Source organism: Lysobacter sp. M2-1, from assembly GCF_022662495.1.
GTDB lineage: Bacteria > Pseudomonadota > Gammaproteobacteria > Xanthomonadales > Xanthomonadaceae > JAKPBU01.
Genome location: NZ_JAKPBU010000001.1, coordinates 1,074,340 through 1,093,849 on the forward strand (window position 1 = coordinate 1,074,340; position 19,510 = coordinate 1,093,849).

A 19,510-nucleotide genomic window follows, 5' to 3' on the forward strand; every position below is an offset into this window, starting at 1 on the left:
GCCCATACCCGGTGCGCTTGGCTCCGGCATGGAGCCGAGGGTGGGCTCCAAACGACTTCGCCCGGCGCGGACCGGGCGAAGCAGGTTGGTTCCACGTGGAACGCGGTGCGCATCAGAGCCGCAGCGGCATCACCACATGCCGGCTGCGCTCATTGCCGGCTTCCCGGACCAGCGCCGAGGAATTGGCGTCGCGCAGCTGCAGGATCACGTGCTCGTCGCGCAGGGCAGTGAGGGCATCGAGCAGGTAATTGACGTTGAAGCCGATCGCTAGCCCGTCGACCTTGGTTTCGGCCTCGACCTCTTCCTGCGCTTCTTCCTGCTCGGGATTGTGGGCGCTGATCTTCAGCTGCCCGGGCGAGACCTCGATCCGCACCCCACGATACTTTTCGTTGGACAGGATCGCCGCGCGTTGCAGGGCCGCACGCAGGGTTTCGCGGTCGATCTTGACCTCGCGGTCGGCGCCGATCGGAATCACCGCCTCGTAATCGGGGAACTTGCCGTCGATCAGCTTGCTGGTGAAAGTCACATCGTCGCGCTTCACCCGCAGGTGGTTGCGGCCGACCTCCAGCTCTAGGCTGCGATCGCCGCCCTCGAGCAGGCGTTGCAGCTCCTGCACGCCCTTGCGCGGCAGGATGATCTGGCGCTTGCCGGCGCCTTCCAGCGCGGCCTCGCACAGCGCAAGCCGGTGTCCGTCGGTGGCCACGCAGCGCAACGAGCTGTCACGCAGATCGAACAGCAGGCCGTTGAGGTAATAGCGCACATCCTGCTGGGCCATGGCGAAGGCGGTGCGTTCGATCAATTCCTTGAGCGCAGCCTCGGGCACGGAAACGCGTTCGGTGGCCTCGACTTCGTCGATCGAAGGAAAATCGTTGGCCGGCAGGCTGGCCAGGCTGAAGCGCGAGCGCCCGGTCTGGACCGTGATCTTGTCGCCCACCTGGTTGACCGCGATCTTGCTGCCGTCGGGCAGGGCCCGGACGATGTCGAACAGCTTGCGCGCCGGAATCGTGGTCTCGCCATCCTGCGCATCGTCGACCGGGCTGCGCGCCACCATCTCCACCTCCAGGTCGGTGCCGGTCAGCGAGAGCTGGCCGCCCTTGACCTGGACCAACAGATTCGCCAGCACCGGCAGAGTCTGTCGCCGCTCAACGACATTGACGACCTGGGCCAGGGGCTTGAGCAAGGCTTCGCGCTGCAGGCTGAAACGCATCGGATGGATCCCCGGCTGTTGCTGTTGGGAAGAGTGAAAATCAAAGACGGTGGTAGTGCTTGGGCCGGTCCGCAGCCGGTATAACTCTGTTAACTCGTTGATTATTATGCATTAATTCTACCGGCAACCATGCGGATAAGGGGCTGCGCGGGGCCTGCACAAGCTGTGGATGGTTTTCGGCAGCGGGGCCAGGACCCGACTTGTCCACAACTTGTCCCGCTGCGCAACCCGGGACTGTCCACAAGATCTGCCGACGCGCCCGCAATGGCGCACAGCATCTTGAGATCGACCGCGGGAAACCCGTCGCCATGCTAGTGCAAGGGCAGGGCGGTGGCTAGCTGATGGCGGGGGCAGGGATGCCTCTGGACGGGCGCAGACGCGGGCATCCGATCGGCACGTTATTCGCTCAATTTGCGATTGAGCTTTTCCCAGTCTTCCTTGAGCTTGCCGTCGGTCTCCATCAGCGTGCGGATCGTGCGGCAGGCATGCAGTACGGTGGTGTGGTCGCGACCGCCGAAGGCATCGCCGATCTCGGGCAGCGAATGCTCGGTCAGGTCCTTGGCCAGGGCCATGGCCATCTGTCGCGGACGCGCCAGCGAGCGGGTGCGCTTGGCGCCGAGCATTTCCTTGATCTGCAGCCCGTAGTAATCGGCCACGACCTTCTGGATGTTGCCGATGCCGATCGCCTGCTGCTGCGCGCGCAGCAGATCGCGCAGGGTTTCCTGGGCGAAGTCGGGGGTGATCGCGCGGCCGGTGAAGTTGGCGCGCGCGGCCAGGGTATTGAGCGCGCCTTCCAGGTCGCGCACGTTGCTGCGCATCTTCTTCGCGATCAGGTGGGCGACGTCCTCGGGAATCTGCGCGCCGCGCTCGCGCGCCTTGGACAGCACGATCTGGGCGCGGGTCTCGAAATCGGGCGGGTCGATCGCCACCGACAGACCCCAGCCCAGGCGCGACTTCAGGCGCGGCTCGAGCCCCTCTACCTCGCGCGGGTAACGATCGCAGGTGAGGATGATCTGCTGGCGTCCGTCGAACAGCGCGTTGAAGGTGTGGAAGAATTCTTCCTGGGTGCGGTCCTTGCCGGCGAAGAACTGGATGTCGTCGATCAGCAGGGCTTCGATCCCCTGGAACTGGCGCTTGAACGCCTCCATGCCGCCGCTGGACTTGTCGTACAGCGCCTTGGTGAAGGCATTCATGAACTGCTCGCTGCGCAGGTACATCACCCGCATCGCCGGATTGGCCGCACGCATGGCGTTGCCGGCGGCGAACATCAGATGGGTCTTGCCCAGGCCCGTGCCGCCGTAAAGCAGCAATGGGTTGTGGGCGCGATCGCCGGGGGTCTGCGCCGCCTGCCACGCAGCTGCGCGCCCGAGCTGGTTGCTGCGGCCTTCCACGAAGTTGTCGAACGTGTAGTGGCTGTCGAGATTGCCGTGGAACGCGGGTTCGACCACCCGCGGCTGCGGGACCATGCTCGCCACGATGGGCGCCGCGGCACGCCGCAGCGATCCGATTTCCAGGCTCACATCCGGCGAACCGGAGAAATGGGCCAGCAGCTCGCGGATCCGTGCCAGATAGCGGGTGCGGACCTCCTCCATGACGAAGGCATTGGGCGCATACAGGACGAAGCCGTCATCGCGGCGACCGGGCTGCAGCGGCTTGAGCCAGGTGTGCACATCCTCGGTCGGGAATTCGGCTTCCAGGCGTTCGAGGCAACGGGGCCAGGCATCCATCAGGCGGGCGATACCGAAAAGAAGGCCGCGCGATGCGGGCATCGCGGAGCGGAAACTAGGGATGCGGCAGGGTAGCACCGGGGCGGGCGGAGTGGGAAGTTATCCACAGGACGGACAAGGGTGCAGGGCGCCCCGCACCTTGACCGCCCACGCATCGGAGCCTAAACTTTCTGGTTCTCTACGTCCGCATTACCTAAAAGAGTCGCCGCCATGGCCACCAAGCGCACCTATCAGCCGAGCAACCTCAAGCGCAAGCGCGACCACGGCTTCCGTGCCCGCATGAAGACCGCCGACGGGCGCAAGATTCTTGCGCGTCGCCGCGCCAAGGGCCGCAAGCGCCTCACTGCCTGACGGCAGCATCGCGCCGGCCCGGACGCGGCCGCCGATTTCGTGAGCCCCGGTTTGCAAGGCACCCGGCAAGACAGCCCGCAAGCCACCCCGACCCGCGCCGCAAACGCGGGTTTTTCTGCGTCCGCGCGCGTGCGCGCCAAGACCGAGTTCGCTCGCACCTTCGCCCAGGGCCGGCGCATCGCGCATCCGCTGCTGGTGCTGCACGTCCTGCATGACGCGGAGCACCCCGGTCCCGGCGCGCGCCTGGGCCTGGCGGTGTCGCGCAAAGTCGACCCGCACGCCACCGGACGCAACCGGATCAAGCGGGTCCTGCGCGATGAATTCCGCCGTAGTCGCGGCGCGCTGCCGCCGGGAGCCTATGTCGTGGTGGCGCGCGCGGCGGCGCGTGCAGTGGACAATGCTGTGCTGCGCGAGGCGTTCGCTTCGCTCCTGCAACGCGCCGCCGCGTTGCCGCTTTCCGCCGTGACCGGCACAATGCCGGCCCAATCCCCGAGCGCGGACTGATCGCGTGTCCTACGTGATCGCGTTGGCCTGTCCGTCCGCCACCCCTTCGGCGTCTTCCGTTGCGACGCGCCCCCCGCCTTTCCCGACCCCTTTCGCATGAACCAGACCCGCACGTTCCTGATCTTCGCCTGGCTGATGGTGGCCGCCATGCTGTGGATGGCGTGGGGACAGGACAAGGCGGCGCAGCGCGCGACCACGTCCGCCGCTCCGGCACCTACCGCTTCCGCCACCGGCTCGGTGCCGCAGGCGCCCAGCGCAGCGCAGATACCGCAGGCCCCAGGCGCACCGACCCCGCAACCGGGAGCGCGCGCCGCGACCACCGCGCAGACCGTCACGGTCACGACCGATGCCCTGCGCCTGACGATCGACGGCGGCCGAGTGCGCAGCGCCGAACTGCTGCGATATCCGCAGACGACCGAGAAGAACAGCCCGCCGGTGAAGCTGTTCGACGACAACCCCGCGAGCCACTTCGCCGCCGAGAGCGGCTGGGTCAGCAGTGCCAACGCCGCGCCCTCGCACGAGCGCGGCTTCGTGCCCGAGCAGCCCCGTACCAATTACGTATTGCCGCGCGGCGTCGACAGCATCGCCGTGCCGTTCGTCTGGCATGGTCCGAACGGCGTGACGATCCGCCGCGTGTACACGCTCCAGCGCAACGATTTCGCGATCCGCGTACGCGACGAGGTCGTCAACGCCGGCGACGCGCCATGGCAGGGTTATGTCTACCGCCAGCTGGTACGCGTGCCGCCGGTGGTGAAGTCTGGCTTCACCCATCCGGAGTCCTACAGCTTCCACGGCGCGGCCTGGTACAGCAATGCGGACAAACTTGAGAAGCGTAAGTTCGACGACTTCGGCGACGGGGTCCTGAGCAAGGAAGTCACCGGCGGCTGGGTGGCGATGCTGCAGCACCATTTCTTCAGCGCCTGGATTCCGGCGGCGAACGATGTCGCTACCTACTCCCTGGATACCACGCGCGCAACCGACGGCACCCAGTATCTGATCCGCGAAGTCGGTCCAGGCGTGAGCGTCGCGCCGGGCGCCAGGGCCGCGACCGAGGCGCGTCTGTGGGTCGGGCCGAAGCTGGTCAAGGGGATCCAGGCGCAGGACGTGCCGGGGCTGGAGCGCGCGGTCGACTTCAGCAGCTACGGCTGGCTGGCCTGGATCGCGGAACTGCTGTTCTCGGTGTTGTCCTGGCTGCACGGCATCTTCGGCAACTGGGGCTGGGCGATCGTCGGTCTGGTGGTGATCGTCAAGGCGCTGCTGTTCCCTCTCTCGGCGGCGCAGTACAAGTCGGCGGCGAAGATGCGCAAGTTCCAGCCGCGCGTGCAGCAACTGAAAGAGCGCTACGGCGACGACAAGCAGAAATTCCAGCTGGCGCTGATGGAGCTGTACAAGAAGGAGAAGATCAACCCGGTCGGCGGCTGCCTGCCGGTGCTGATCCAGATGCCGATCTTCCTGGCGCTGTACTGGACCCTGCTCGAGGCGGTCGAGCTGCGGCATGCGCCGTGGATCGGCTGGATCCAGAACCTCACCGCACCCGATCCGTATTTCATCCTGCCGGTGATCAACATCAGCGTGATGTGGCTCACCCAGAAGCTCACGCCGATGGTCGGCATGGACCCGATGCAGCAGCGCATGATGCAGCTGATGCCGCTGGTGTTCGGGGTGATGATGATCTTCTTCCCGGCCGGCCTGGTGCTGTACTGGGTCACCAACGGATCGCTCGGCCTGCTGCAGCAGTGGTGGATGCTGCGCAAGTACGGCGACAAGTCCGGACCGGCGCCCGAGGGTGGCAAGGCCAAGGCCGCCGCCACGAAGTGATGCAAACGAACCGCCGCAAGGCGGCTTCGTCGTCCCGGCCCGGCTCTGCGACCATGGCGCCATGAGCACCACCATCAGCCCGGTCACCGACACCATCGTGGCCATCGCCACGCCGGCAGGCAGCGGCGGCGTCGGCATCGTGCGCCTGTCGGGGCCGCGCGCGGTGCAGATTGGCGAAACCGTGTGCGCACGAGCGCTGACGCCGCGTCGCGCGTATCACGCGCGGTTTCGTGGTGCGCAGGCCGAAACGATCGACGACGGCATCGCCCTGTATTTCGCCGCACCAGCCAGCTACACCGGCGAGGACGTGGTCGAGCTGCAGGCGCATGGCAGTCCGGCGGTGCTGCGGGCGCTGGTCGCAGCCTGCTGCGCGCTCGGCGCGCGGATGGCGCGGCCAGGCGAATTCAGCGAACGCGCCTACCTCAACGGCAAGCTCGACCTTGCCCAGGCCGAGGCGGTCGCCGACCTGATTGCGGCGGGCGATGCACGCGCCGCGCGCGCGGCGCGGCGCGCACTCGACGGCGAGTTCTCCCGACGCGTCGATACGCTCGCCGACAGCCTGCTCGCGATCCGGGTGCACGTGGAGGCGGCGATCGACTTCGCCGACGAGCCGCTCGACACCCTAGGCGGCCAGGCCCTGCATGGTCGTCTGGAGGACGCGAGCCATCAGCTCGATGCCCTGTTGCAGGCCGCCGAGCGCGGGCAGAAGCTGCGCGACGGCCTGCATGCGGTGATCGTCGGCCCGCCCAATGCGGGCAAGAGCTCGCTGCTCAATGCATTGGCCGGCAGTGAGCGCGCGATCGTCACCGACATCGCCGGGACCACCCGCGACCTGTTGCGCGAAACCGTGCGCGTGGACGGGGTGGAGCTGACCTTGGTGGACACCGCAGGGCTGCGCGAAGGCGGCGATGCGATCGAACGCGAAGGCATGCGCCGGGCCCGGGACGAGCTGCAGCGCGCGGATCTGGCAGTGGTCGTTCTGGATGCGTGCGATCCCGAGGCCGGATGGGAAGCGGTGCGCGCGGCCGTCGCCGATGTGCCGCGTCTGCTCGTGGTGCACAACAAGGCGGATCTCGTGCCCGCGGCGGCTACGGCGGACTCCGGCATCCGGGTCTCGGCGCTGACCGGATTCGGACTCGAAGCGTTGCACGCCCAGCTGCGCGAAGCATCGACGGGTGGCGGCGAGTCGGCGGAGGAGGGCGCATTCACCGCGCGCGCCCGCCACGTCGAGGCCTTGCGCGCCGCCGCGCTCGCGCTCGTCCAGGCGCGGACCGCACTCGCCACCGAGACGCTCGACCTCGCGGCCGAGGCGCTGCGCAGCGCCCACGATGCGCTCGGCGACATCACCGGCCGGACCCTGCCGGACGACCTGCTCGGCCGGATCTTCGCCACGTTCTGCATCGGCAAATAGGTTGGACATCCTGTAACGCGAGCTTGCGTCGCAAGCACCCAGGCATCCGCAGACGGCGAGCGATCCGTTCCCACGCGGGCCGGCAAGGCACCGGGATGTGCGATCGAACAACCGCAACCGAAGAATGGCGAGGAAGCTAACGCGCCAGCGGCGACGCGCCATACCAGTGCAGGCGCTGGGCGTTAGCGGCCGTCGGACCGAGGATCAGCAGCGCCGGCGATTGCACCGCGTGTCGTGCAGCCAGTTCCGGTAGCTCCGACAGCACGCCGCAGATCGTGCGTTGCTGCGGCAGGCTGCCATTCTCGACCAGGGCAAACGAGGTATCCGGCGGCATGCCGTGAGTCAGCAGCTGCTCGCGCAACGTGGGCAGCTCACGCACACCCATGTAGATCGCAAGCGTCTGCCGGCCGGCGGCGAGCGCAGTCCACTCTTCATCGCTGAAGCGGATCTTGCAGTGCGCGGTGAGCAGCCGCAGCGACTGCGCTTGATCGCGATGGGTCAGGGGGATGCCGGCATAGGCGGCGCAGGCCAGCGCGGCGGTGATGCCCGGAATCACGCGGTACGGCACACCGTGCGCGCGCAGGAACTCGATTTCCTCGCCCCCGCGGCCGAATACGAACGGGTCGCCGCCCTTGAGCCGCACCACGTGCGAACCGTTGCGTGCGTGTTCGAGCAACAGTTCGTGCGTGCGCTCCTGCGGCACGTGCAGGCCGCCGCCTTGCTTGCCGACGTCGATCATCTCCGCGTCGCGTCGCGCCATGGCCAGAACACCGGGAGACACCAGGCGATCGAACAGGATCACGTCGGCCGTGTTCAGCGCGCGCAGCGCGGCTAACGTCAGCAACTCCGGATTGCCTGGGCCGGCCCCGACCAGGGTCACGCTGCCGACACCGGAAGCAATGGTGTCGGCAGCCTCCAGCGCATCGCTCAATACCTGGCCGGCGTCGGTGACCCGCGCCTGTTCGACCAGGCGCGGGACCTCGCCGCCCAGTATCTCCTCGTAGAAGCGGCGTCGCCGCGACAGAGTGGGGAAGCGCTCGCGAATCCGCGAACGAAACCCTTCCAGCAGCCGGGCCAGCGGCCCCAGGGACTGTTCCAGCGACGCTTCCAGCCGCTCGCGTACCCGCCGCGCAAGCATCGGCGCCGCGCCGCCCGAGGAAATCGCAATCACCAACGGTGTGCGGTGGACCGTCGCCGGAACCTGGAAGCTGGAAAGCTCCACGCTGTCGACGACATTGACGAAGACGTTGTGCGCTTCGGCAGCGGCGGCCACCTGCCGGTTGACGGCGACATCATCCGTGGCGGCAATCACCAGGCGCTGGCCCGACATCCAGCCGGGTTGAAACGGACCGGGCAGATGCGCGATGCGTCCGGCGCTGCACCATGCCTGCAGCGTCGCGGTGAGCGTCGGCGCACCCACGCTGAGTCGCGCTCCCGCGTCCAGCAACAGCTGCGCCTTGCGTTCGGCGATCTCCCCGCCACCGACCAGCAGGACCGGACGGTCGTGCAGGTCGGCGAAGAGCGGAAACAACGTCCTGCTCATCGGGCGCTAGACCGTTTCGGTCGCGCCGCCCAGGGACAGGGCCGTGTCGTCTTCCACCTCTTCTTCCTCGGGCAGCGCCCAGGCCAGCCATTCCCGGCGCAGCGCGGCCAGCATCAGCCACGCAGCGGCCGAAATGCCGCCGAAGACCGCGAAGCCGACCCAGTAGCTGCCCAGATTCTCCTTGGCGGTGCCCAGCGCCATCGGCAGATAGAAACCGCCGATGCCGCCCGCGGCGCCGATCACGCCCGACATCAATCCGGCCTTGCCGACCCAGCGCTGCGACACCAGCTGAAACGATGCGCCATTGCCCAGGCCGAAGGCCACGTACAGGGCCACCAGCAGCGCAATGCCGCCCTGCACGCCGGGCTTGAACACGGCGAAACCCACATCGCACACGGCGATCGCTGCCAGCAGCACCAGCAAGGCGCGCACACCGGACACCTTGTCGGCGATCCAGCCGCCGACCGGCCGCAGCATCGCCCCGGTGAATGCCAGCGCTGCCATCCACAGTCCGGCGTGCACCTGCGAAAGACCGTACATGTCGATCAGCAGCGGGCTGACGTAGGACGACATACCGACAAAGCCGCCGAACGTGATCGAGTAGATCAACATCATCGCCCAGGTGTCGCGTTCGGCGAACACGCTCCGGTAGCGCCGCGGCAGCACCGCGACCACGAACAGGGAGCCGATCACCGGCAACAGCAGCATGCCGGGCTTGCCGCCCAATCCGAACAGCCCGGCATTGACGATCAATACCAGCACGACCAGTACCCCCAGCGTGGCGGCGAACCCCGTGGCGGCACGCGGCACGCTACCGGATTTGGGCGCACGATCCTGCGCCCATAGCAGCAAGGCCCCGGCGGAAAGCGCCAGCAGCGGCAACGCCGCCGCCATCGAGTGTTGCCAACCCACACGCTCGGCCAGGGTCGGAAACAGGAAGCCATCGACCACTGCGCCGATATTGCCGGCCGCGGCCAGGCCCAGCACCAGTCCCTGCACATTCGGCGGATAGCCACTGCCGGCCATCGGCAAGGCCACGGCGAAACTGGCCCCACCCATGCCCAGCAGCACGCCCAGCACCAGCAGCAGGGTCAACGAAGGCATCGTTGGCAGAAACAGCAGCACCGCCGACGGAATCGCCGACAGCACGATGCCGAGCAACGCCAATCGCCGGCCATCCATGGCCTGGTACAGGTTGCCGAAGGTCACCCGCAACAACGCGGCCGACAGCACCGGCACCGCGGTCAGGAACGCCTTCTGCGACGGCGACAGTCCCAGGTCGCCGCTGATCGATTGCGCCAGCGGGCCGTACATCACCCACACGGTGAAACCGGTATCGAAATACAGGAAGCAGGCAAGCAGCGACTTCCAGTCGCCACCGCGCACATGGCTCAGTACATGTTTCATTTTACGACCTCCTCACCCAGTGATTCCGCGCCAATGCGACCCGTCCGCTTCACGGTGGCGGATGCCGTGAAGCGCGCTCCCACTGCCGGGTGCGTAGCCGCGATGTCCCGCCTGGCGTCATCGACACCGGGACGTCGACTGCAGGCGACGATGACCTCGATCTGCCGTTGCAACGTCGCGGGCATGGCGGCTTCGCCGGCGAGCACGCGCGCGGTCCAGCCTGCAGTGCCGATGGCGTCTGGTGCCGGGAGCGCAACGGTGCCGCCGGCTTCGCCGTTGGAAGCGATTACGGTTTGCGCCGAACCATCGGCCAGCCATTCGACCGCGACCTGGCGCCGTGGGTCCGCCGTGGCTTCTCCCTCGGTGCCGCGCGCGAGCAGCACGCCGGGCGCGGGCGGCGGCGCGACCACGTTGAACAGCTCGAACAGGATGTCGCGATACGGCGGATGCGTGTAATTGACCAGGCGTAATGCGGGCGCTGCGAACGGGTTGAGCAGCTTGACCACCGTATGCGCCGAGTTGCGCTGGGCGATGCGCTCGCGCAGGGCGAGCAGGCGGGCCAGTGGCGGCGACAGCACCTCGATCGGGACGAATGCGGGCCGCTGCGAGGCGAGCGCCGCTGCCACCTCCGCCTGCGATGCGCAGGCGCCGATGCCGAGTTCGGCAAATACCGAGGCGCTGCTGACGCGGCCATAGCCGTCCGCCCCGTCGCCATGCACCAGCACCGGCACGCAGCGCGCGGCCAGCGACATGGCCAGCAGCGGCACCATGTTCGGCAACCGGCGCGCGCCGTTGTAGCTGGCGATCACGACGGGCGTGCTGGTCGTCGCGGCAGGCGGCGCAAGCCGCATCGGCGCCAGGGTGGCGTGCGCGGCGTCGAGCATGCCGCTAAGTTCTTCGGCGGTTTCGCCCTTGATGCGATACGCGATCAGCAACGCGCCCAGGCGCAGCGGATCGATTTCGCCGGCCAGCATGGCGGCGAACACGCCGCGCGCCTGTTCGCGCGACAGCGCACGCGCTGCGCGCGCGCCACGGCCGAGTTCGCGCAGCATGGCGGTGATGTCCAAAGCGGCGCCGGTCATGTGACGGGCTCCGCGTGCTCGCGGATCATCCGCCTGAGCTCCGGCACGCACGAACCGCATTGGGTTCCGCAGCGCAATGCGGCCTGCAATCCCGGGAGCATGTCGGCGACCCGGCCGCGGGGCGCGGCCAGCCACTCATGGATGGCCTGCTCGGTGACGCCGATGCAGTTGCAGATCGTGCGGCCACGCGGTCGGTGCGCCGCCGGAGGGGACCGCGAGGGCAGCAGCAGCAGGCGGCCAAGCGCGGAAATCGGCTCGCCGCTGGCCAGCATGTCCCTCAGCCAGCCATAGGCCGAGACGTCGCCGGCGAGCGACACGGCGGTCAGGCGCCCGTCGTCGATGCGCAGGCGGCGCGTCGAGCCGCGCCGCGCATCGTTGTAGCTGAGTACCCGTGCACGATCGTCGAGGCCGAACAGACGCTCCACTTCCTGCATCTGCACCGCGGAGGCAGGTTCGTGCGCAGCCACTCGCCACACCAGCCCATTGCGTTCGCGTCCGAACGGAACGCAGCTGGCGTAGGCGTAGTCCGCATAGCCGGCTCGCAGACGCTGCTGCGATGTCAGCCAATCCTCGTCGGGGAGATAGCCCGCCACCACCCATTGCCACGGCAGATCGGCCTTCAGCAGCTTCACCGCGGCGTGCTTGAGTTCTGGCTGCCTGGACGTCGGATCGAGCGCGGGCGTCGTCAGCCCGTTGACGCCCAGCGCCGAGGCGCGGCTGGAGCGACCCCCCACCCATTCGCCGCCCCAATGCATCGCGACGAACGTGCTGCCCGGTTGCAGGCTGTCGTCCAGGCGCACGCGCATGACCTGGCTGGCACGTCGCGAGGTGACATAGACGAAATCGTGTTCGCCGACGCCGATGCGTGCGGCATCGTCCGGATGCACGTCGATCGCCGGTTCCGGCGCATGTCCGAACGATTGCGTCACCGTGCCGGTGCGGCTCATGCCGTGCCATTGATCGCGCAGGCGGCCGCTGCCCAGGGCAAAGGGATAGCGACGATCGGCCGGTTCGGCCAGCGCGCGCGGGCCCGCGGCGACGAAGCGCGCGCGGCCGTCGGGCGTGGCGAAGACGCCGTCGCCGTACAGACGCGGCTTGCCGGTGGTCTCGCCCTGCGGCAACGGCCACTGCTGCGGGCCTTGCGTGTCCAGCATCGCGTACGACAGGCCGGTGATGTCGAGATCGCGGCCGCGGGTACTCTCGCGGTGTTCGTTCCAGACGTCTTCGGGCGTGTCGTACGCAAACAGGCTTGGTCGTCCCGGGCGCAACCGTGGCTCCAGTCGCTGCGCGATGTCGCGTGCGATCTGCCAGTCCGCGCGCGACTGCGCATACGCGGGCACCGCGGCGCGTACGCGCGAGATGCGGCGTTCCGAATTCGTCACCGAGCCGTCCTTCTCGCCCCAGGTGCTGGCCGGCAGCAGCACATCGGCGTAGGGCGCGGTTGCGGTGCTGGCATAGGCATCCTGCAGCACGACGAACTCTGCCCGCTCCAGCGCGCGGCGGACCATGCGCTGGTCGGGCAGCGACTGGGCCGGATTGGTGCAGGCAATCCACAGCGCACGGATCGCGCCGTCGGCGGCCGCTTCGAACATTTCCACGGCGGTCCTGCCCGGCTGCTCCGGAACCGAGGGCACGCCCCACAGCGCGGCGACTTCCGCGCGATGCACCGGATTGGCCAGGTCGCGATGGCCGCCGAGCAGATTGGCCATGCCGCCGACCTCGCGCCCGCCCATCGCATTGGGCTGGCCGGTAAGCGAGAACGGACCGGCGCCGGGCTTGCCGATCTGGCCGGTGGCCAGGTGCAGCTGGATCAACGCGGCGTTCTTGTCCGTACCGGAAGTGGACTGGTTCAGACCCTGGCAGTAGAGCGACAGCGACGGGCCATCGGCGAACCAGCGCGCGGCGGTCACGATGTCCGCCTGCGGCAATGCGCAGGCGGACGCCGCGCGCGCCGGCGTCCATTCGCGCGCCAGCGATTCCAGGTCGGCAAAGCCGTCGGTGTGCGCGGCGATGTAGTCGCGATCGATCAACGATTCGTCGATCAGCACGTGCAGCATGCCGAGGAACAGGGCCACGTCGCTGCCCGGCGCCAGCGGCAAGTGCAGGTCGGCGGCTTCGGCGGTATCGGTGCGGCGCGGATCGGCCACGATCAGCCGCACCGCCGGATTGCGCGCGCGCGCATCTTCGAACCGGCGGAACAGGATCGGGTGCGCGAACGCGGGATTGGCGCCGGCGACGAACACCGTGCGGGCGTGGTCGAGATCCTCGTAACTGCACGGCGGCGCATCCGCACCCAGCGTGCGCTTGTAGCCGGCGACGGCCGAGCTCATGCACAGCCGCGAATTGGTATCGATGTTGTTGGTGCCGACCAGCCCCTTCGCCAGCTTGTTGAAGACGTAATAGTCCTCGGTCAGCAGCTGGCCGGAGATGTAGAAGCCCAACGCGTCCGGGCCGTGTGTCTGGACGATGTCGCCGAGCCGCGCGGCGACGTAATCGAGCGTGTCGTCCCAGCTTGCCGCGATGCGCGGCTGGCCGCGCTGGCGGCGGAACTCGGGCCGCAGCGCGCGCACCTGTGCGTAGACATCCGGGGCGGCGGTGAGATGCAGCGTCGATCCCTTGGAGCACAGGCGGCCGAAGTTGGCCGGGTGCGTTTCATCGCCACGCACGCCGACGATGCGCGCATGGCCGTCGACGCCGGTTTCGCTTTCGATCACCACCCCGCAACCGACCCCGCAGTAGCAGCAGGTCGAGCGCGTCTCGCGTCGCGGCGGCGGGATGTAGGAGGCCGCGACCTTCATACTCAGGCGCTACAGGCCAGCGCCACGGGCGAGTCCTGCGCGAACAGCTCGTCGCGCCGCAGATACACATCGCCATCGTGTTCGCGCACCTGGAACACCCGCGCGCAGCCGACGTCGGGCGCGACCGCCTGGCCATCGTCCAGGCCGATGTTCCAGCCATGCAGGGGACAGGTCACGCTACGGCCGTGCACGATGCCTTGCGACAACGGCCCGCCGCGATGCGGGCAGCGGTCGACGACCGCGAACACATGATCGTCCTGGGTCCGGAACAGGGCGACATCGTCGCGGCCTTCGCGCCTCACGATGCGCGCGCCGAGCACGGGGATATCCTCGCGTGCGCACACGCGCAACCAATCGTGGCGGTCAGTCATGGCAAGCCCTGCACAGGCAGCTAGTCCGCATAAGCCAGGTCCTCGAGGCGGATGGGAATCGGCTTGAACTGGCGCAGGTCGACCTGCGCCTTGGCCGGCTCGTGCCAGGGGTCCGGCTCGTCGCGCAGGGCGTCGCGCAGGCGCGCGTACAGCGCTCGGCGGCCTTCGGCGTCCTCGAGCACGCGGCGCTTGCAGTAGTCCAGTCCGACGCGGCCGATGTAGTGCACCGTGCGCTCGAGGTAGAACCCTTCCTCGCGGTATAACTGCAGGAACGCGCCGGCATACTCGAGCACTTCCTCGTGCGTCTTGAGCTTGCAGAAGAACTGCGCGACCTCGGTCTTGATGCCGCCGTTGCCGCCGACATAGATCTCCCAGCCGGAATCCACGCCGATCACGCCGACGTCCTTGATTCCGGATTCGGCGCAGTTGCGCGGACAGCCCGACACCGCCAGCTTGACCTTGTGCGGCGCGTACATGCGCCACAACGCCCGCTCCAGCTCGATGCCCATGCGGGTGGAATCCTGGGTGCCGAAGCGGCACCACTCCGAACCCACGCAGGTCTTCACCGTGCGCAGCGCCTTGGCGTAGGCATGGCCGCTGGGCATGTCCAGGTCGCGCCAGACGCCCTGCAGATCCTCTTTCCTGACCCCGAGCAGGTCGATGCGCTGGCCGCCGGTGACCTTGACCGTGGGGATCTGGTACTTGTCGACGACATCGGCGATGCGGCGCAGCTCGCTCGCGCTGGTGATGCCGCCCCACATGCGCGGCACCACCGAATAGGTGCCATCGCGCTGGATGTTGGCATGCGCGCGTTCGTTGATGAAGCGCGACTGCGGCTGGTCGCGCGCCTCGTGCGGCCAGGTACTGGTCAGGTAGTAGTTGAGCGCGGGGCGGCAGCTCGCGCAGCCGTTGGGCGTCTTCCAGCCCAGGTACTGCATCGTCGCCGTCATTTCGGTGAGATGTTCCTCACGGATCGCAGCGCGCACTTCCTCGTGGCTGTGCTCGGTGCACGGGCACATCGGCTTCTTCTTCGGCGCGGCCGAATATTCCCCGCCCAGCGTGCTGGCCAGGATCTGTTCGACCAGGCCGGTGCACGAACCGCACGAACTCGATGCCTTCGTGTGCTTGCGCACGTCGTCGACCGTGAACAGGCCCTTGCTCCTGACCGCCGAAACGATCGTGCCCTTGCACACGCCGTTGCAGCCGCAGACCTCGGCATCGTCCGCCATCGCCATGGCGCGGTCTGCGCCGCCGTGTCCGGTGTCGCCGAGATTGTTTTCCCCGAACATCAGCGAATCGCGGATGTCGGCAACGTTGCGGCCATCGCGCAACAGCTTGAAATACCACGAGCTGTCGGCCGTATCGCCATACAGGCAGGCGCCGATGAGCTTGTCTTCCTTCAGGACGAGTTTCCGGTACACGCCGCCGATCGGGTCCGAGAGGATGATTTCCTCGGTTCCTTCGCCGCCCATGAAATCGCCGGCGGAGAACAGGTCGATGCCGGTGACCTTGAGCTTGGTCGACAGGATCGATCCCGCGTAACGGCCGATGCCGAAGCGTGCCAGGTGGTTGGCGCAGACCTTGGCCTGCTCGAACAGCGGCGCCACCAGTCCGTAGGCGACGCCGCGATGGCTGGCGCACTCACCGATGGCGTAGACGCGCGGATCGTAGGTCATCATCGTGTCGTCGACGACGATGCCGCGATTGCAGTGAAGCCCGCACTGCTCGGCCAGTTCGGCATTGGGGCGGATGCCGATCGCCATGACCACCAGCTCGGCGGGGATTTCCTCTCCATCGGCGAAGCGCACGGCACGCACGCGGTTGTTTTCGTCGCCGAGCAGGGCTTCGGTCTTGCGCGCCATCGCAAAGGCGATGCCGCGTTGTTCCAGCGAGATCCTGAGCAGGTTGGCTGCGGTCGGGTCGAGTTGCCGCTCCATCAGGTGATCGAGCAGATGCACCACGGTGACGTCCATGCCGCGATGCTTGAGCCCGTTGGCCGCCTCCAGCCCCAGCAGGCCGCCGCCGATCACGACCGCGCGTTGATGTTTCGCCGCCGCGGCGATCATCGCCTCGGTGTCGGCGATGTCTCGATAGGCGAGCACGCCGCCCAGCTCGCGCCCCGGGATCGGCAGGATGAAAGGCGTCGAACCGGTGGCCAGCAAAAGGCGGTCATACTCGGCCTCGGTGCCGTCCTCCGCGATGACACGACGCGTCGCCCGATCGATGCGGGCGACTTTCTTTCCGGCGTGCAGGGTGATGCCGTGCTCCCGGTACCAGGCCCAGTCGTTGAGGACGATCTGTTCCAGCGTCTGTTCGCCAGCCAGCACTGGCGAAAGCAGGATCCGGTTGTAGTTGGGATGCGGTTCTGCACCGAAGACGGTGATGTCGTAAAGATCTGGCGCGAGTTTCAGCAACTCTTCCAGGGCGCGGACGCCGGCCATGCCGTTGCCGACCAGCACCAATTTTGGTTTTTTCTGGGTACTCATACGCTATGCCCTGTTTGCCGAAACCCGCCCCGTGACCTGAAGGGCAGGCCCGACGATGGCTTCAGTAAGACCACTCGACCTGCAACCACGTCTTGCGCGTGTCGGTGGAGAATCGGTCGGCGCGGTAATCGGCGTACTTGGCCAGCAGGTTGAACTTGCCGACCTTGGCGGTTGCGATCAAATCCAGTTCATCGCCGTAATCCTGCGACAGGCGATCGCTGTCGAACCGGTGCCAGACGGCGTTCACGCCGACGTTGCTGAGCTTTCCGAGCTGCTTGCGATTCCAGCCGAGCGAAAAATACGCATCGTGCAAACCATCGGGAGGCGTGGTCAGGAATTGGTCGGCCCAGCCGTGGAATTTGTGCCCGGTGGCCAGCGGCGTCTGGAAGCTGGTCAGTGCCAGACCCGTGTCCGCTCCCAGCACCTCGTAGCCGGCACCCAGCCGGACCATGCCGATATCCACCCCGCCATCGGCCAGCCAGTACTCTGCGGAATAATGGTTTGGGTTGTTGTGATAGTCGCTTTGCGCGGCGTAACTGAGCGCGTAGTTCAGTTTGACGGCGGCGAACGGACGCACGCCCGCAAAGCGCAGGCCATAGGTCTGGCTGGACAATCGCCGCCCGGACACCGCGACTTCGTCCTGGTCGATCAGATAGGTGAACGTGCTCAGCGTTCCCCACGGCGTCGGGTAGGAAAGGTTGGCCAGAAAGTTGTCGCCATCGACCGCCTGCTGGCGCGCTCCGGTCCCATCTTTCCCCCAGATCGTGCGCACGCTCCAGACGTAGCTGGCATCCAGCTTCAACTTGCCCGGGCCGATCCATTCCACCCGCGCCGCGTCGAACGTCTGCTCGTTGTCGCGCCAGCCAACCGCGCCGACAAAACGCTGGTCATCCAGATTGATGCGCTGACGGCCCACGGTCAGCACGGTGTTGCTGAATCCCTTGTACTGGACCTGCACCCGATTCAATTCAACATTCTCGGGGTCGGCCACCAGCGGGTAGGCCGTCTTGCCGTTGAGCCCGCTGTTGTAGTGCTCGTCGATCGCTATTGTCCCTTCGGCTTCGGCCAGGAACGCGAATGCCCCGTTGCTGATCTCCGCGCCTACGCGTCCACGCAAGGTGATCGCCTCCGCATCGTGAGCAAGACCCGCTTGCTCCACGCTCTCCTGGCGCAGACGCAGATCGACGATGGGCACGATCGTGGTTTCGGCCGCGAATGCGGGGGTGGATAGCAGCAGACCACTGGCGATGAAGACGAATTTGCTGCGCATGAAAGCCTCGCGTCGTGAAGAACGTCTGCTGGAAACAAAAAAACGGCGTGCCCCCAGCTTTCGCTAGGAAAGACGCCGTTGTCTGTGCAGTAAGCAGGCCGCCGTTGGCCGCGCTACGAGATTCGGATTGTGGCGGGCACGCCGTTGTGCCCACACGGAACTACAGAGCAATCAACGTGCCAATTGCCCGCTGCGCCGGACGCACCGATGCATCCGCAAGGAATTCAAGCGCTTGCGCGTCAAACGTGGGGTGGCTGCCAGGCGCAGAATCGGCCTGCGCATTGCCTTTTGCACCATCTAGGCGCCTGCGATGCACTGTTGTTGTGCACTGCAGCATCCGCTGTTCTCCGAAACGAAGGAAGAAAGCGCCGCGCACTGCACTCGTAATCCCCTGACCCCAACCCCTCTCCCGTTGGAAGAGGGGCTTCAAAACCGGCTGCGGCAAAGATCAACTCCAGCGCGCCCCGTCGAACAATGCGCTGTGCCGCGTGTCGCCGGTCGGAACCGGCACCTCCAGCCACGTTGCCGCCTGGCGATAGGTCTCGACGCGGCGCACATTGTCCAGCAGTGCGGCGTCGGCCTCGTGGCTGGCGGCCGGCAGCCAGCCCCAGCGGCGAAACTGGTGCAAGAACCAGAGGCCGTCCGAGCGCCAGGGGAAATTGACCTCGCCGTCTGCATGGAAGCGCAGCGATTGCGCCGGGTCGTCGCGATCGGAAGGCAGCAGGCAGGCTGCGATGCGTTCGGCCGGCAGGCCGATCACGTCCGGGTCGGCGAGCCAGTCCACCGCCTGCTGCCTGTTTGCCGATACGTCCAGCCAGCGGCAGGCCTCCAGCAGCGTGGCGGTCAAGGCGGCCGCCGTCTCCGGCTGCAGGGCCGCGAACTCGCGGCGGCAGGCCAGCACCTTTTCCGGGTGCCCCGGCCAGAGTTGTCCGCTGCGAATCACCCGTCGACCGGCGCCGAGCACCTCGGCCTGCGCCGCCCAGGGCTCGCCCGCGCAGTAACCATCCAGTTCGCCGCGTGCCAGCGCTGCGGGCATCTGTGGCGGCGGCAGGGTCACGCTTTGAATGGATGCCATCGGGTCCACGCCTTGCGCGGCCAGCCAGTAGTACAGCCACATGGCATGGGTGCCGGTGGGGAAGGTTTGCGCGAATACCGGCCGCCGCGGCAGCGCGGCCAGCAGTTCGTGCAGCGGCATGCCTTGTTCCAACCCCCGCGCCAGCGACGGCGACAGGGTGATGGCCTGGCCGTTCTGGTTGAGGGTGAGCAGGATGGCCAGGTCGGCGCGCGGACCGCCGATGCCGGTTTCGACGCCGTAGACCAGGCCCGTCAGTGCGTGCACCGCGTCCAGCTCTCCCGACAGCAGCTTGTCGCGGATGGCCGCCCATGAGGCCTGCCGCTGCAGTTGCAGCCGCAGGCCGTACTTGCGATCCAGTTCCAGCCGCACGGCCGCGACCAGCGGCGCGCAATCGATCAGCGGGATGTAACCCACCTGCAGGATCCGGGATCCGGTGTCGTCGTGAACAGTCATGCGTGCC

General features: G+C 67.4%; 14 protein-coding genes. 4 read left to right on the forward strand and 10 right to left on the reverse strand.

What is annotated here, in order from left to right; all coding sequences use genetic code 11:
- Nucleotides 1-112: 112 nt before the first annotated feature.
- Both dnaN and dnaA read right to left on the reverse strand, forming a co-directional pair.
- Nucleotides 113-1,207 (reverse strand): DNA polymerase III subunit beta, encoded by a 1,095-nt coding sequence (dnaN, locus tag MC375_RS04705; protein WP_242102144.1) that lies wholly within the window; start codon nucleotides 1,205-1,207, stop codon nucleotides 113-115.
- Between the two features lie 398 nt (nucleotides 1,208-1,605).
- Complete coding sequence (gene dnaA, locus MC375_RS04710; RefSeq protein WP_242102145.1) at nucleotides 1,606-2,934, reverse strand: chromosomal replication initiator protein DnaA; 1,329 nt, start codon at nucleotides 2,932-2,934, stop codon at nucleotides 1,606-1,608.
- A gap of 210 nt (nucleotides 2,935-3,144) precedes the next feature.
- Here dnaA and rpmH point away from each other — a divergent pair, with 210 nt between their 5' ends.
- The 4 genes from rpmH (at nucleotide 3,145) to mnmE (ending at nucleotide 7,018) form a co-directional block, all read left to right on the forward strand.
- On the forward strand, nucleotides 3,145-3,285 hold the full coding sequence (gene rpmH, locus MC375_RS04715) for a 50S ribosomal protein L34 (RefSeq protein WP_013536759.1): 141 nt from the start codon (nucleotides 3,145-3,147) through the stop codon (nucleotides 3,283-3,285).
- A gap of 39 nt (nucleotides 3,286-3,324) precedes the next feature.
- Nucleotides 3,325-3,789, forward strand: a complete 465-nt coding sequence (gene rnpA / locus MC375_RS04720; protein WP_343223557.1) for a ribonuclease P protein component — start codon at nucleotides 3,325-3,327, stop codon at nucleotides 3,787-3,789.
- 96 nt (nucleotides 3,790-3,885) lie between these two features.
- A complete protein-coding gene (yidC, locus tag MC375_RS04725) occupies nucleotides 3,886-5,607 on the forward strand; it encodes a membrane protein insertase YidC (protein WP_242102147.1) in 1,722 nt (573 codons plus the stop codon).
- A gap of 61 nt (nucleotides 5,608-5,668) precedes the next feature.
- Nucleotides 5,669-7,018: a tRNA uridine-5-carboxymethylaminomethyl(34) synthesis GTPase MnmE gene (mnmE, locus tag MC375_RS04730; RefSeq protein WP_242102148.1), complete on the forward strand. Its 1,350-nt coding sequence runs from the start codon at nucleotides 5,669-5,671 to the stop codon at nucleotides 7,016-7,018.
- Nucleotides 7,019-7,154: 136 nt separating this feature from the next.
- On the opposite strand, the gene cysG is transcribed toward mnmE, so the two are convergent.
- The 8 genes from cysG to MC375_RS04770 form a co-directional block, all read right to left on the reverse strand.
- A complete protein-coding gene (gene cysG / locus MC375_RS04735; RefSeq protein WP_242102149.1) occupies nucleotides 7,155-8,561 on the reverse strand; it encodes a siroheme synthase CysG in 1,407 nt (468 codons plus the stop codon).
- A 6-nt stretch (nucleotides 8,562-8,567) separates the two neighbouring features.
- Nucleotides 8,568-9,968 carry an MFS transporter gene (locus MC375_RS04740; protein WP_242102150.1) on the reverse strand — a complete coding sequence of 467 codons (1,401 nt, stop codon included), beginning with the start codon at nucleotides 9,966-9,968 and terminating at the stop codon, nucleotides 8,568-8,570.
- Nucleotides 9,965-11,050, reverse strand: a complete 1,086-nt coding sequence (gene ybiB, locus MC375_RS04745) for a DNA-binding protein YbiB (protein WP_242102151.1) — start codon at nucleotides 11,048-11,050, stop codon at nucleotides 9,965-9,967. The genes MC375_RS04740 and ybiB overlap by 4 nt, the downstream gene beginning before the upstream one ends.
- Nucleotides 11,047-13,848: a nitrate reductase gene (locus MC375_RS04750; protein WP_242102152.1), complete on the reverse strand. Its 2,802-nt coding sequence runs from the start codon at nucleotides 13,846-13,848 to the stop codon at nucleotides 11,047-11,049. Before MC375_RS04750 ends, ybiB begins: the two co-directional genes overlap by 4 nt.
- A 2-nt stretch (nucleotides 13,849-13,850) precedes the next feature.
- A complete protein-coding gene (gene nirD / locus MC375_RS04755) occupies nucleotides 13,851-14,219 on the reverse strand; it encodes a nitrite reductase small subunit NirD (RefSeq protein ID WP_242102153.1) in 369 nt (122 codons plus the stop codon).
- 20 nt (nucleotides 14,220-14,239) lie between these two features.
- Complete coding sequence (nirB, locus tag MC375_RS04760) at nucleotides 14,240-16,705, reverse strand: nitrite reductase large subunit NirB (protein WP_277929284.1); 2,466 nt, start codon at nucleotides 16,703-16,705, stop codon at nucleotides 14,240-14,242.
- A 61-nt stretch (nucleotides 16,706-16,766) separates the two neighbouring features.
- Complete coding sequence (locus MC375_RS04765) at nucleotides 16,767-17,975, reverse strand: alginate export family protein (RefSeq protein WP_242102154.1); 1,209 nt, start codon at nucleotides 17,973-17,975, stop codon at nucleotides 16,767-16,769.
- Nucleotides 17,976-18,423: 448 nt separating this feature from the next.
- Nucleotides 18,424-19,503, reverse strand: coding sequence for a CmpA/NrtA family ABC transporter substrate-binding protein (locus MC375_RS04770; RefSeq protein ID WP_242102155.1), 1,080 nt, complete (start codon nucleotides 19,501-19,503; stop codon nucleotides 18,424-18,426).
- Nucleotides 19,504-19,510 lie beyond the last annotated feature (7 nt).

Bases quoted from the DNA above. Each gene is read 5' to 3' on its own strand.
- dnaA (WP_242102145.1), bottom strand. From the start codon at position 2,934: ATGGATGCCTGGCCCCGTTGCCTCGAACGCCTGGAAGCCGAATTCCCG.
- MC375_RS04750 (WP_242102152.1), bottom strand. From the start codon at position 13,848: ATGAAGGTCGCGGCCTCCTACATCCCGCCGCCGCGACGCGAGACGCGC.
- ybiB (WP_242102151.1), bottom strand. From the start codon at position 11,050: ATGACCGGCGCCGCTTTGGACATCACCGCCATGCTGCGCGAACTCGGC.
- nirB (WP_277929284.1), bottom strand. From the start codon at position 16,705: ATGAGTACCCAGAAAAAACCAAAATTGGTGCTGGTCGGCAACGGCATG.
- cysG (WP_242102149.1), bottom strand. From the start codon at position 8,561: ATGAGCAGGACGTTGTTTCCGCTCTTCGCCGACCTGCACGACCGTCCG.
- yidC (WP_242102147.1), top strand. From the start codon at position 3,886: ATGAACCAGACCCGCACGTTCCTGATCTTCGCCTGGCTGATGGTGGCC.
- MC375_RS04770 (WP_242102155.1), bottom strand. From the start codon at position 19,503: ATGACTGTTCACGACGACACCGGATCCCGGATCCTGCAGGTGGGTTAC.
- nirD (WP_242102153.1), bottom strand. From the start codon at position 14,219: ATGACTGACCGCCACGATTGGTTGCGCGTGTGCGCACGCGAGGATATC.
- MC375_RS04740 (WP_242102150.1), bottom strand. From the start codon at position 9,968: ATGAAACATGTACTGAGCCATGTGCGCGGTGGCGACTGGAAGTCGCTG.
- mnmE (WP_242102148.1), top strand. From the start codon at position 5,669: ATGAGCACCACCATCAGCCCGGTCACCGACACCATCGTGGCCATCGCC.
- rpmH (WP_013536759.1), top strand. From the start codon at position 3,145: ATGGCCACCAAGCGCACCTATCAGCCGAGCAACCTCAAGCGCAAGCGC.
- MC375_RS04765 (WP_242102154.1), bottom strand. From the start codon at position 17,975: ATGCGCAGCAAATTCGTCTTCATCGCCAGTGGTCTGCTGCTATCCACC.
- dnaN (WP_242102144.1), bottom strand. From the start codon at position 1,207: ATGCGTTTCAGCCTGCAGCGCGAAGCCTTGCTCAAGCCCCTGGCCCAG.